The organism is Lactiplantibacillus daowaiensis (assembly GCF_005405085.1).
GTDB classification, from domain to species: Bacteria; Bacillota; Bacilli; order Lactobacillales; family Lactobacillaceae; genus Lactiplantibacillus; species Lactiplantibacillus daowaiensis.
The window spans coordinates 65,005-76,732 of sequence record NZ_BJDJ01000003.1; the positions used below are offsets into that span (position 1 = coordinate 65,005).

Below are 11,728 nucleotides of genomic sequence, written 5' to 3' on the forward strand. Positions count from 1 at the left end.
ACGATGACCGAAAAATTAAATCTAGTTCAGAAATTGAATGAAGCTTCAAAGATGATTGGGCCTATCGGTAAGGATGGCGATAACAAATATCAACACTATGCCTTCCAGTCTGAAACGGCTGTTAAATACGCGGTTGAAAAGGCGATCCGTGAGGTTGGTATTAGGATCATTCCTAAATATGAGGTGATTAATCAGTATGACCACCAATCCAATAAGGGTGGTAACAACCACTTTGTTGATGTGATGGGGACTTTCACGATAACGGACGGCGATGCTGAGATTGTTGGGACTATGCCCGGTAGTGGTCAAGATACTGGTGAAAAAGCCATGGTTAAAGCTTGCACGACCGCACAAAAGTATTTTTACAAGCAAATATTTAATATCACTGATAAGGATGAAGACCCAGACGCTGACGACAGTAATGGCGGCCAAGGCGGTTGGAATGGTCAGCCACCAGTTAATCAAGGCGGTTATCAAGGTAATCAACCGCCACAAAGCAACGGACAGGGTGGCAATGGTAACCAACAACAAGGATTTTACCCACCAACAAATGAGCAGCGGACAACGTTAGATGGGCTGTTTAAAGCCACAGCTAAAGTTACCGGTAATCCAATTGAATCAATCAAAAGCTATTATGCTGGCACCTTTGGCGTTGATGACAGCTTAGGCAATCTTAGCCACGATCAAGCCAATAGTTTAATTGAAACCGTAACGCAACAATTAAATGCGGTTAACAATCAGAAAGGAAGTAAATCAGCATGATTAATCGATCAGTTTTAGTAGGCCGCTTAACTCGTGATTCAGAATTAAAGTACACGCAAAATAATACGGCGGTAGCCACGTTTTCTTTAGCCGTTAATCGGAGCTTTACTAACCAGAACGGCGAACGTGAAGCGGATTTTATCAATTGTGTTATCTGGCGTAAGGCGGCCGAAAGTTTGGCTAATTTCACCCATAAGGGTTCACTAATTGGTATTGATGGCCGTTTATAAACACGAACTTATGAGAATCAACAAGGCCAAAAGGTCTTTACGACCGAGGTTGTCGTTGAAAACTTTTCACTATTGGAACCCAAGGGCAATGGGCAGCAAGGCAATCAACAAAACCAAGGCGGCCAAAATGGCAACGGCTACGGTAACCAAAATAACCAGCAACAACGTAGTTCTAACCAAGGTGGCGGCTACGGTGGTCAAAACCAGAATCAAAACAATCAGGGTTATAACGGCAATTACAACAACGGGTCCAATCAGGGTGGTAATAATGCCCCAGGCGATCCGTTCGGCAACTGGCAATAGAGACATGAGAATCAAGAATAAAACGGGTTAGGGGGTGTCAGCTTGGATTACTTCAAACAAAGACGAGCGTACCGCAATTTTAAACTATATGAAGCGAGTATCAGTAACGGTCAAAATAATCTGTATCGCGAGTTATTAGACTATGCGAACGATGAGTACAAGTTGGATGACTTGTTTTCTATGAAAAATTCGGCGTTGCTTAGTCTTACGGGGCTATCAGAAGCTGGCATGAAAAAGGCTCGCAATGAATTGGTACAAATGAAATTGATTAAGTACGTTAAGGGTAAGAAGAATACCCAAGCACCACAGTATCAAATTATTCAGCTTTACAAGTTAAATCAGGGTATGGCTACCAGTTGGGCTACTTCAAAGGGTGAAAAGTATCCCAACAAGAACGGTAACAGTAGCTCAACTGGTTCGGATAAAGTAGCTCAACCAGTACCCCAAGGGGAAGCTCAACCGGAAGCTCATAAAGATCTTACTAGTACCTTACCTGACGGTACTGTAACTAAAAAAAATAATGATCCGTTTGCTAAACTCCTTGCGGAAAGCCCACAAGAACCCGAAGACCCTCGCGACAAACGCCGTCAGGAATTTACTGAACAGGTTTGGGGTATCTATCCGCGTCAAGAGAAGTTTGGCGAGGCTTGGGAAGCGTACTATCGGGCCACAATTACGGGTAATAACCCCGCTGGTAAGACGACAAAAGAGGCCATTATTGCCGGGATTGAAAAGTATAAGCGGCACTTAGAGGTTAAGGGCACACAAGGCCAATTCATTCAGCAACTAGCTAATTGGCTTGATAACGCTGGGTGGTTGAGCAATTACGATATGACGCCGCCTAAGCAAAAATCAGTCCAAGGAGGACGCGCACCACGTAAAGAACTAGTACCGGGCTGGCTCAAGGATGACGATGCACCCAAAACAGAGGAAAACGATGCAAGTGTAGACCGTAAGGCGTTAGCTGATCGGCTTGCTGGTTTGGATGCTAAACGAACTGAAAATCAAAGCGAGGGATAGACATGGAATTAGCGAATATGATCCGTAAAAATGATGACAAGATTGCCGTTGATGGTCGCGAACTGCACGAGTTTTTAAAAGTGGAAACGCCGTATCGAATTTGGTTCCCACGGATGTTGGAGTACGGATTTACTGAAAACGTTGACTACGTGGGTTTTGAACAAAAAAGTACGAAACCTACGGGCGGCCGTCCCCAGATAAATCATGCTATGTCTTTGGATATGGCTAAAGAAATTTCAATGATCCAGCGAACCGATGAGGGCAAGAAAGCACGGCAGTATTTTATTGCGATGGAAAGCCAAGCCAAAGAGTTACCGATGACACCAGCCGAGAAAATTCACTTGCTACTGCAAAATAGCGATAGAACTAATCAGCGGCTAGATAAAATTCAGGCTCAAGTGATTGAATTACGCGATCACCAGCCACTTAATCCCGGCGAATATAACCGGATTAGCCGTAGCGTTAACTACGCTGTTAGACGCTACGTTGACGATCACAGTTTGAAATTAACACGAAAACAACGTGCTGAGCTTTACAAGGATATTAATAACGGCGTGAAGCAAGTTACTGGCGTTAGAACCCGATCACAACTACGGCAACAGGATTTTGATAAAACTGAGGAGTTTATACAAAGTTGGGAACCGTCAACGGCAACCAAGCAAATTATTCGGCAACTAGATGAATCGGCTGAGCAAATGCGGATGGAGGTATAGCGGTGACAATTAAATATCCCGGTGACCAAATTCGAAAGTACTACAAACCCACTAAGGAAGGCGGCAAGGAACGTGTTGTTAAAAAGAAAAAACGTGGCCCCGGCCCAGAACATGTCATTCAAGACAACATCCGGATCGCATTAACTATGCGCGGCCACACTGTTTATCGGGTCAACGTTGGTCAGGTCAAGATGGAAGATGGACGTACCTTTCATTCTGGCGTGCAAAAAGGATTCCCGGACTTGTGTGGCTTTCGGAAGGGTGACGGCAAAATGTTTTTCATTGAGGTCAAAACCAAGCAGGGCAAACGTAGCCCCGCACAAGTTTACTTTGCCCGTGAGATAGCGTCCAAGCCTGTTATTTACGGCGTAGCGCGGTCGGCAGAAGAGGCGCTAGAGATTGTTGAAAAGGAACTAAATCGAACGGAGGACGTTAAATGATCCCATTTAAGGATAAGCAAACAGAGAACGAATATTGGCGGGACGTAAAAGAAGTATATGAGCCTACCGGAAATGTTGTTGTTTCATTACCACAATTTGTTATTGATCGTGTGAAACCATGTGTTGATGAATATGAAAACGGGCTAACAATGATGGGATCGCTAATCTGGGTGGATGTCCGCGACCTCGCGACTAATAAAAAGTTAGAAGATGATCCCGAGTGGTGGGACAGCGCACCAATTGATATGCCAAAGCTTACCCCAGAATTTGAAGCATGGCGAGATGAAACGTTATTCCGTTCAATACGTCAAATGAAAGTAATACTAGCACTTATGTATCGGTATCAGTTGGAAGATGTAACGCCGGGCCAAACGTCACTAGATTTGGAGGATAGTAGCGATGAAGATTAAGTTAAAAGATCCAAGTGAACTTGATGATAGAAAGTACACCATGTTTCAAGTGGGCAATGTGATTGGATGGGGCGATAACGTGTATCTCGTTATGAAACGCAATATGTATTCAGAAGCTGGAACTGCGTTTTCTCTAGTGAGCTTACAAACTGGCTGTCAATCTAGCTTTGATTATAGAAGTTTGAGAAATGTGGCTGATGCACTTTATAGTGGTGGATGCCATTTAATTATTCGACCAAAGCTAGTGGAACGCGGTATCAAATAAGACGACAGTTACAACAATTTAGGAGGGTATTAATTATGAAAGAACCAGATTTGAAAGATGTATTAGGTCAGATTTTCGATGAAACGTTTGGGGAAGGTGCAAAGGAATTGTCAGGCACTGATTTGGCAGCCAAAGCCTTTTATTCAGCCAAAGGTAAGCAACAACTAGTCATTACGTTAGATGAAAATGGATTTACCGTTAAAGATCCGGAATATAAAGAGATACTCCCGCTTATGCTAGATAAATTTATTTCAACGTACATTAAAGGCAACATGATTAATGAGGAACGCGTTGCTACAATGATTGGCATGATGAGTGATGTTGTTAACGGTTATGTTGAAATGGTTGTGCACAATACGATGGTTGATGCAGAACAAAAGCGGCGGGGTGAATAAGATGGATAAACGTATTTACCTACTGATGACGGCTAAGCACGCTTCAAAGACACACCCCTTATTCTGGGGTTACCGGACTAAAAGCGATGAACCACGGTCGTTTGGTGGCTATACACCGGACTACCAAAAGGCCGAGTTGTATACGATGGATGAAATTCTTTCAAAGTTCGGTGCCATTATACCAGCGGAACCAATTAACACCACGTTGCCAACCTATAACATGCTCCCGATTGAAAACGACAACTTAGAAATTCAGGAATTTAGTGATACCGCTTGGAACAATCAACCTGACGATGAAGAACGGCTAGTATTTGTAATTCCATATGCGGCTGTTCAAAACCGGACGGAAACAACTTTTACGCTTAGATAGGGGATTGATGAAATGAAATTAAGTGAATTAGAGTCAGCAATTACGGCAAGCTCTTTACAATGGACGATAGACAATTCTGGTACGTTCTTGACTATTGGTGATCCAATGCATGACGGTTATCCGTATGCGAAGCTAAGGTTAAAAGGCGTTTACTATGAGATAGCCAATTTACTTCCATCTTTGGCCCGAAATATCATTGAATTCATGGCGACCCCCATTAGTCAACGTGTTATCAGCGTTAAAAAGTGGAATGTTGTTATTGGTGCTGATACAGACGATCCGGATTATATAAGTGTATATTGCAAAGGCGAACATGAGGGCGATTTTAATGTAGATGCTGCGGCTATAGAATGTGATTTGACTTGCGATAGAAGTTGTCAATTTACAGACAAAGAATTTAAAGACCTGATTAGTGCCTTAAAAAAGCAGCCACATGGTGACGTGCTAGCTAAGATAGCCGAATTGGGGAAACGTGAGGTTGAATGCGATGAGTAGCGTGTTAATAGTGACCATTGGGTTGATCGTGATATTAGCGGGAAATTTATATTATGAACGAAAGCAAAGAGAATTATTTGAGCGTGCATATCGAAGCATGTGTATTCGGTTCACACAACACTTAGCCGATGACTACAAAGGGAAGCGGATGGTTGTAAAGGTGAATGGAGGGATTGGCAACATGAGTAACGTTGGAGTTGTTGAACCTACCGATGAATTGCGGCGGCAAGTGTTTGAATTGTTTGGGGAGGACTAAAAATGAAACTAGCTATTAATAGACAATTTGGTGGATTTCAACTGTCGATGGCTTCACAAATTCATGTGGCCGAACGTAAGGGTATCAAAGTTTACCCATATATTTCAAAGCTATTTTCAAGGGCGGATTATATGGACATGACTAAAACGTATATAAAGTACACCGGCCTCGCCGAAGAAGCATTTGATCAATTGGAACTATTTCAAAAAGACCCCCAAGTTGATCAATTTGTGTTGAAAGACATGTCCACCGACTGGGATGGATATATACAAAAATTTAAACCTTGGAAGTGGGAACCTGATAAAAACCGGACTGATAAGGATTTGATTGCGACTATTCTGGCGGATGGTGATGCTGCTAATACCCGAGTGTCTGAACTTAAGATCGTTGAGGTGCCAGACGGCTATGACTATAAGATCGATGACTATGACGGTATGGAAACGGTATACATTGGCAAAGATTTAAGAACAATTAATTGAGATTGGGAGGACTAAAAATGAAAATTAAGGTGTTTCAGTTTGCTGATGGGCAGTATCTGCTAACTAAACCTGAAATGGTTCACAGTGGTGGCATGATGTCTAAAGCAATTATTGGATATAGAAAAACGAACGACTTATTTGATGCTTACCAATTTTAAAAAAACGAAGAGGTACCATGGCTAAATGATTTAAATGGTGAGCTAGTGGCTTTAAAAATTTCAGTGGGTAGAGAGGACTAGAAATGAAAAAAATTAAGTTGATTTCAGTACTGATGTTATGCGGGTTGTTAGTGTCTGGGTGTTCTAGTAGCACGGGTGCTATGCAAGGCAAGGTCGTTTCTAAGGAGCACCTTAATCGGAAGATTACCATGGCAAGCCCTAAGATGGTGCCAGTGTTTGCACACGTTAGTGGAGGGCATGTTTCAACTGGTGGCCACGTTTCTGTTGGTCATACAACCGGCGGAACGCATACGACAACCCACGTTACTACAGAACATACAACGACCCACGTAACTGAAACCGAAGGAACGCATACGACTAGTGCCGGTAAATCAACACCGGCCGTAAAAAGTGTTAAATCGGGAACTAAATCAGGTTTTAGCACTAGTCACCAGTCGTTATACAGTCATTCTTACTACCCATTTTGGTACACGGGGGCGATGACTCGTCATGATAATTCAGAACGCTATGTTTTGACAGTATCAATTAACGGCAAGCATAAGCGTTTATCAGTTTCTAAGCGTCAATATGAGTCTGTGAAAGTGGGTCAATACATTAGTGTTGACGGCAAAAACTTCAAAGTAATCAAAAAGTAGGTGAAAACCATGTTAACTAAAGAGGAATGCCCATTTTGCCATGGTAAGGCTGATTTAAATGATCCGTCCAATAGCAGATTTCAAATAAATGTAGATATTAGCGATCCTAACTATCCAATGATTAGCGTTAGCTATATGAATGATGATGACTATGACTATACACGAGTCATTAATTATTGCCCAATATGCGGTAGAAAGCTGGGTGTAATAGCGTGATTAAAACTTTGAAAGTAGCGAACCACTGGTTTAATGACAGCGGCGATGTTGAGATTGTCTTGCTAGTGCCACTTGATAAAAGCAAAGAGCTTAGAAATGATTTATTCTGGTATGACGGTAATAATCGGCCGTTATGGTCACGTGGAACTGAACTTACTGACAAAGACGTTTTGAAAACTCACTGTTATAAGCAACGTAAAATGTCATCAATTGATGACATACCTAATGACTGTTTTATGTCTATGACTTAGGAGGAATAAAATGATTAAAGTTTATAAAGGCTGGGCTTTTGATGAGGATGAATATAAGAAACGTGATATTAACAGAGAGTCGTTTAAACAATTAATTGAGCGATACAAAGTGGGCTATGGTGAAGAAAATGAATTATCGGAATATTTTGCTTTTGACGGTGAATTTTTAGAAACAAAGCACTGTGAATTTAATGAATTAATGGTTGCTTTTAAGCGTTTGCCACCAACTTACAATGAGAGTCATGCACAAGTCATTATTAATAAGCCACGATTAGAAGATGACGTTATATGCATTACGATTTATGACGATTATGTAGAATAAAAAAACGCCGCCACTAATGGCCGCGCTACGATTAATCCCGAATAAATTAATTATAGCATAGCTTAAGGGGTGGCGGCTTTGATAGAACCGATTTTTAGAAGTAGTGAATACGATGATGATGCGACACGTAAGAACGTTTTGCACGCCTTACGGGGATATAAAGGGCTAATCATCAAACGGCAGCAGTTAGAAGCTTACCACTTATCTGGGCAAGCCTATGATGGTATGCCACACAGTACAACCAATATAAATCATGAGGAAGAAAAGGAAATGAAACGGCTGGAGAAACAGGAAGCCAATGAATGGGAGATCACGTTGCTTAACAATGCGTTAAAGCTTATGGGGCAAGTGGACGATCACAGCGAGCAACTGGCGGACGTGTTGCGGCTGCAGTTCTTTGAATTTAACAAAGTTGAAGTGTGCTGCTATAAATTCTCGCAAAAGTACAAGTTACCAGATTTTCCACGACAAACCTTTTACGACTACCGTAAAGAGGCACTGTTAAAGTTTCCCTTATTTTACCCGCGTGAATTACGAGTTAAAAAGGATGGAAAATAAATCCGTACATTATTCGTACACTTTTCGTACTAAATCCGTACACAGTTCGTACCAAATTAGCGTTTTAGGGGGTTATATTTGTATTATCGAATGTTAGGTAAGCCACCCCCGGCTGATACCTAGCATTCATGTGGCTTTAGCTCAATGGCAGAGCGCCGGTCTGTTAAACCGGATGTTGCTGGTTCAAATCCAGCAAGCTACGTTGTCCTGCGGGTGACATAAAACCTAGCGTTTGTCCTAATAGTGACCGAAAACCTATTAGGGAGTGGTAAGCATAACGGCATTGCAGCGGTTTACTAAACCGTTACGCCTGACCGGCGTTGCTGGTTCAAGTCCAGCTCACTCCGTTATCAGCCGTGAAGCTCTGGCAGATCGTTGGTGAGAAAGGTGTCGGAACCTTTCAAAACTGCCTACGTTGTGATAGCTGAGTTCACAGACGTGTGGCTCAAAGGCTGATAAAAATCCAACTGTGCTTGTGGCGGAATGGGTAGACGCAGAAAGACAATAGAGATTAGGTATGGAGCTGGCCAGAAAATTCCAAACTAGTCATGTAGGGTTCAAATCCCTACCAAGCACATTAGACAGGTAACTACATTGATACAATTTTTGATTGCTAAATAAACACCTCCTAACTTATATAACATTGTTGCCTGTCTTAACCCCACTAGTTCAGTAGCTAGTGGGGTTATTTGTTTCTGTAACTAAATGGTAGAGTGCCCACCTTATAAGTGAGAGGTTGCCGGTTCAATCCCGGCCAGAAACATTTAAACAAATTTACGGAGGCGCCAAAATGAAAGTTAAGTTCAAAATTATCAGCACTTCACTGTTACTGTGTAGTGCAATTGCCCTTTGGGGACTCGCGTTTAAAGTAATTGATAATATTGTAGGCCCGCCTAATTACAGCTTTACTATATATGTTTTTATGGCAATTTTTGTCATTGCATTTGTAGTCATGACTAATTTCGATGAACCGATATTTGATTTTGTTGACTGGCTATTGACGATTTCGATCATGTCAATTACGAGTTCAACTTGTTTATTGGTAATAGTTGGAATTATTAAATTGTTTGTATGGTGGCTAGCATGATTAAACGGACATCCGAGGGACTACAGTGGCCCATTGATCGCAAGGTAAACCATGACTTGCGTGATTGGCCGTGTGATCGTAAGAAGCATAGTAAATCGAAGGAGATTGGTAAGCATGGCCCAAAAAGCAAAAACACTTACAGAACGCCAATACGAACGTGGTATTTGGAATCCGAAAATGGTAGCCACCGCAATTAGCGAAAAAGTTAACAGTGAAAACGTGACGGGGATTGGTGCAGTTGTCATAAAGGGTGACGGGACTGCCGAATTTCTTTCGAGTTCAGATAATTCGTTCGAGTTACTAGGTGCCATCGACTTGCTTCATCAAAGTATTCGCAATGAAATAGATTAGCTTAAGGCCATGTTTAAGGGGGTGTGGTGGTATGTAATGAAACGTAAGTTAACGCTCAAGCAACAGAATTTTGCTGATGAGTATATTATATCTGGAAATGCCGCGGATGCCGCGCGTAAGGCCGGTTACAGTGAGCATACGGCCCGTTCAGTCGGTCAAGAGAACCTGACAAAACCTGACATAAAGGAATACATTGCTGCACGACTTAAAGAGTTGGAAAGCAAAAAGGTTGCGACCCAACAAGAAGTATTTGAGTTTCTAACGCGCATTATGCGCCGCCAAGAAATTGAGCAGGTGGTTGTCACGCTTAAGAAGCCTACCACGGTTAAGATGACGAACGCAAAGGGTGATACCTACGATAAGTTTGCCTATGAAGATGTTGACGATATTGTAGATGTGCCTACCAAGAATTCGGATGCTATGAAGGCCGCTGACATTCTGACGCGTGTGCTTGGCATGAGTAAGGGCATTGATCCGGAACTAGGCAAAGCGCAAACGCGTAAGGCTAATGCTGAGGCTACGGTTGCGGAAGCTAAGGCCGCTCTTGTTACTAACAATCAGAACGATCAAATGAATGCGCTGGATCGCTTGCTTAATACCATTACCGATGGCATTAAAGATGATGGGAATGAGGGTGATAAGGATAGCAGTTAAATTAGACAAGCTATTTAATCCCAAGCAAATGCAGGTTATCAAGCAGGAACTCACCAGCCAAGAATGGAAGCTGATGATAAATTACGGTGCTGTCCGGTCGGGTAAGACTTTCGTGGATAACTTTGTATTTTTATTTGAAGTGAGACATGCGGCCGAAGTAGCCAAGCGACTTAAAATTGCTGAGCCACTTTACATTTTGGCGGGTGTGTCTAGCAAGTCGATTTATAACAACATCTTAGTCGAATTGCGGAACACGTTCGGGCTGACGTTCAAGTTTGATAAGCATAATTCGTTTGCTGTTAAATTTAGTGGTTTACCGCCCGTTACAGTCGTCCAAGCGTTTACCGGCTCAATTGCCGGGCTAGGTTCTGTACGTGGTATGACGGCCATGGGAGCGTACGTTAATGAAATCTCAATGGCTAATGAAGAGGTGTTTGTAGAAATACGGCACCGGTGTTCACGGCCGGGTGCCCGTGTGGTTGGTGACACCAATCCGGATATACCGACTCACTGGCTGAAAACTAAATATATCGATGACGATTCACCACGGATCATTAGCAATCATTTTACGATTGATGATAACCCGCGGCTTGATCCGGATTATGTGGCCTCACTTAAAGAAACTACGCCTAGCGGCATGTTTTACGAGCGTGCAATTAATGGTGAGTGGACGGCCGGCGAAGGCTTAGTTTATGGCGACTTTGACAAGAATAAAAATATCATCACGGATGAAGCCTTTCATGAGCGCACCAAGGATAAGCGACTGCATTACTATGCCAGCGTTGACTTTGGCTTTGAGCATAAAGGCGTCATGGCCGTTCATGCGGACGATGAGGATGGCAACACTTACTTAGTCAAGGTGGTCACCAAGCAATTTAAGCAGATAGAGTATTGGTCTGAAATAGCTAATCAAATCTGCAAAGAGTTTGGGCGTGGAATTGCATTTCATTGTGATTCAGCACGTCCGGATCACGTTGCCCACTTGCAAGACGATGGATTTAACGCTGACAACGCATTTAAAGGGCGCCTAAGCGGTATTGAAATCATTGCAGGCAAGATTAAGGCACGCCACTACTTAGTGCTTAAGAGTGTTGCTGACGATGCAGATAACCATTTCTTAGATGAGCTTTACCAATACGTGTGGGATAAGGCCACCGGGTTACCAGTCAAGCTAAATGATGATGTGATGGATACCGTCCGTTACGGCGTGGCTACGGAAGTCATGAACGTACGTAACGATGCAATTAATCCAGAACCGGATTACGAGGAACAAAATACCTACTTGGTCGATGAGGGTCTTGTTGATCCTGACGATCCATGGATATAGGAGGTGATAC

20 protein-coding genes, 3 tRNA genes and 1 pseudogene are annotated in these 11,728 nt (G+C 42.6%); all 24 read left to right on the forward strand.

The genetic code is table 11. The annotated features are described in order from the left end of the window. Nucleotides 1-3 precede the first annotated feature (3 nt). The 24 genes and pseudogenes from FFM75_RS02880 (at nucleotide 4) to FFM75_RS02985 (ending at nucleotide 11,718) form a co-directional block, all read left to right on the forward strand. Entirely contained in the window at nucleotides 4-762 is a 759-nt protein-coding gene (locus FFM75_RS02880) for an ERF family protein (protein WP_137627697.1), read from the forward strand. Beyond that, nucleotides 759-1,295 (forward strand): annotated as a pseudogene (gene ssb, locus FFM75_RS02885) (single-stranded DNA-binding protein). Before FFM75_RS02880 ends, ssb begins: the two are co-directional and overlap by 4 nt. 42 nt (nucleotides 1,296-1,337) lie before the next feature. Next, nucleotides 1,338-2,315: a DNA replication protein DnaD gene (locus FFM75_RS02890; RefSeq protein WP_223876596.1), complete on the forward strand. Its 978-nt coding sequence runs from the start codon at nucleotides 1,338-1,340 to the stop codon at nucleotides 2,313-2,315. 2 nt (nucleotides 2,316-2,317) lie between these two features. Next, nucleotides 2,318-3,028 carry an antA/AntB antirepressor family protein gene (locus tag FFM75_RS02895; protein WP_137627698.1) on the forward strand — a complete coding sequence of 237 codons (711 nt, stop codon included), beginning with the start codon at nucleotides 2,318-2,320 and terminating at the stop codon, nucleotides 3,026-3,028. Nucleotides 3,029-3,030: 2 nt separating this feature from the next. After that, on the forward strand, nucleotides 3,031-3,468 hold the full coding sequence (locus FFM75_RS02900; protein WP_307722389.1) for a VRR-NUC domain-containing protein: 438 nt from the start codon (nucleotides 3,031-3,033) through the stop codon (nucleotides 3,466-3,468). After that, nucleotides 3,465-3,878, forward strand: coding sequence for a hypothetical protein (locus FFM75_RS02905; RefSeq protein WP_137627699.1), 414 nt, complete (start codon nucleotides 3,465-3,467; stop codon nucleotides 3,876-3,878). The genes FFM75_RS02900 and FFM75_RS02905 overlap by 4 nt, the downstream gene beginning before the upstream one ends. Next, nucleotides 3,868-4,143, forward strand: coding sequence for a hypothetical protein (locus FFM75_RS02910; RefSeq protein ID WP_137627700.1), 276 nt, complete (start codon nucleotides 3,868-3,870; stop codon nucleotides 4,141-4,143). The genes FFM75_RS02905 and FFM75_RS02910 overlap by 11 nt, the downstream gene beginning before the upstream one ends. 35 nt (nucleotides 4,144-4,178) lie before the next feature. Next, nucleotides 4,179-4,538, forward strand: coding sequence for a hypothetical protein (locus tag FFM75_RS02915; protein ID WP_137627701.1), 360 nt, complete (start codon nucleotides 4,179-4,181; stop codon nucleotides 4,536-4,538). A 1-nt stretch (nucleotide 4,539) separates the two neighbouring features. Further along, on the forward strand, nucleotides 4,540-4,908 hold the full coding sequence (locus FFM75_RS02920) for a hypothetical protein (protein ID WP_137627702.1): 369 nt from the start codon (nucleotides 4,540-4,542) through the stop codon (nucleotides 4,906-4,908). Between the two features lie 12 nt (nucleotides 4,909-4,920). Further along, the gene (locus FFM75_RS02925) at nucleotides 4,921-5,403 is read left to right on the forward strand and encodes a hypothetical protein (RefSeq protein WP_137627703.1); all 483 of its coding nucleotides are present in this window, start codon (nucleotides 4,921-4,923) and stop codon (nucleotides 5,401-5,403) included. Continuing rightward, the gene (locus FFM75_RS02930) at nucleotides 5,396-5,659 is read left to right on the forward strand and encodes a hypothetical protein (protein ID WP_137627704.1); all 264 of its coding nucleotides are present in this window, start codon (nucleotides 5,396-5,398) and stop codon (nucleotides 5,657-5,659) included. Before FFM75_RS02925 ends, FFM75_RS02930 begins: the two co-directional genes overlap by 8 nt. Before the next feature lie 2 nt (nucleotides 5,660-5,661). After that, nucleotides 5,662-6,138, forward strand: coding sequence for a hypothetical protein (locus tag FFM75_RS02935; protein WP_130844037.1), 477 nt, complete (start codon nucleotides 5,662-5,664; stop codon nucleotides 6,136-6,138). A gap of 17 nt (nucleotides 6,139-6,155) precedes the next feature. Then, a complete protein-coding gene (locus FFM75_RS13895; RefSeq protein ID WP_171001412.1) occupies nucleotides 6,156-6,296 on the forward strand; it encodes a hypothetical protein in 141 nt (46 codons plus the stop codon). Between the two features lie 83 nt (nucleotides 6,297-6,379). Then, the gene (locus FFM75_RS02940) at nucleotides 6,380-6,952 is read left to right on the forward strand and encodes an ABC transporter substrate-binding protein (RefSeq protein ID WP_137627705.1); all 573 of its coding nucleotides are present in this window, start codon (nucleotides 6,380-6,382) and stop codon (nucleotides 6,950-6,952) included. 212 nt (nucleotides 6,953-7,164) lie between these two features. Further along, complete coding sequence (locus FFM75_RS02945; protein WP_137627706.1) at nucleotides 7,165-7,419, forward strand: hypothetical protein; 255 nt, start codon at nucleotides 7,165-7,167, stop codon at nucleotides 7,417-7,419. A 10-nt stretch (nucleotides 7,420-7,429) separates the two neighbouring features. Further along, nucleotides 7,430-7,741 carry a hypothetical protein gene (locus FFM75_RS02950; RefSeq protein WP_137627707.1) on the forward strand — a complete coding sequence of 104 codons (312 nt, stop codon included), beginning with the start codon at nucleotides 7,430-7,432 and terminating at the stop codon, nucleotides 7,739-7,741. 78 nt (nucleotides 7,742-7,819) lie between these two features. After that, nucleotides 7,820-8,299: a hypothetical protein gene (locus tag FFM75_RS02955; protein WP_137627708.1), complete on the forward strand. Its 480-nt coding sequence runs from the start codon at nucleotides 7,820-7,822 to the stop codon at nucleotides 8,297-8,299. Nucleotides 8,300-8,429: 130 nt separating this feature from the next. After that, nucleotides 8,430-8,501, forward strand: a tRNA-Asn gene (locus FFM75_RS02960). Nucleotides 8,502-8,561: 60 nt separating this feature from the next. Next, a tRNA-Ser gene (locus FFM75_RS13900) sits at nucleotides 8,562-8,646 on the forward strand. 344 nt (nucleotides 8,647-8,990) lie between these two features. Beyond that, a tRNA-Ile gene (locus FFM75_RS02965) sits at nucleotides 8,991-9,062 on the forward strand. A gap of 27 nt (nucleotides 9,063-9,089) precedes the next feature. Next, a complete protein-coding gene (locus FFM75_RS02970) occupies nucleotides 9,090-9,386 on the forward strand; it encodes a hypothetical protein (RefSeq protein ID WP_137627709.1) in 297 nt (98 codons plus the stop codon). A 114-nt stretch (nucleotides 9,387-9,500) separates the two neighbouring features. After that, nucleotides 9,501-9,737, forward strand: coding sequence for a hypothetical protein (locus FFM75_RS02975; protein ID WP_137627710.1), 237 nt, complete (start codon nucleotides 9,501-9,503; stop codon nucleotides 9,735-9,737). A gap of 36 nt (nucleotides 9,738-9,773) precedes the next feature. Then, entirely contained in the window at nucleotides 9,774-10,391 is a 618-nt protein-coding gene (locus FFM75_RS02980) for a terminase small subunit (protein ID WP_137627711.1), read from the forward strand. Next, nucleotides 10,357-11,718: a terminase large subunit domain-containing protein gene (locus tag FFM75_RS02985; protein ID WP_223876597.1), complete on the forward strand. Its 1,362-nt coding sequence runs from the start codon at nucleotides 10,357-10,359 to the stop codon at nucleotides 11,716-11,718. The genes FFM75_RS02980 and FFM75_RS02985 overlap by 35 nt, the downstream gene beginning before the upstream one ends. Nucleotides 11,719-11,728: the final 10 nt, after the last annotated feature.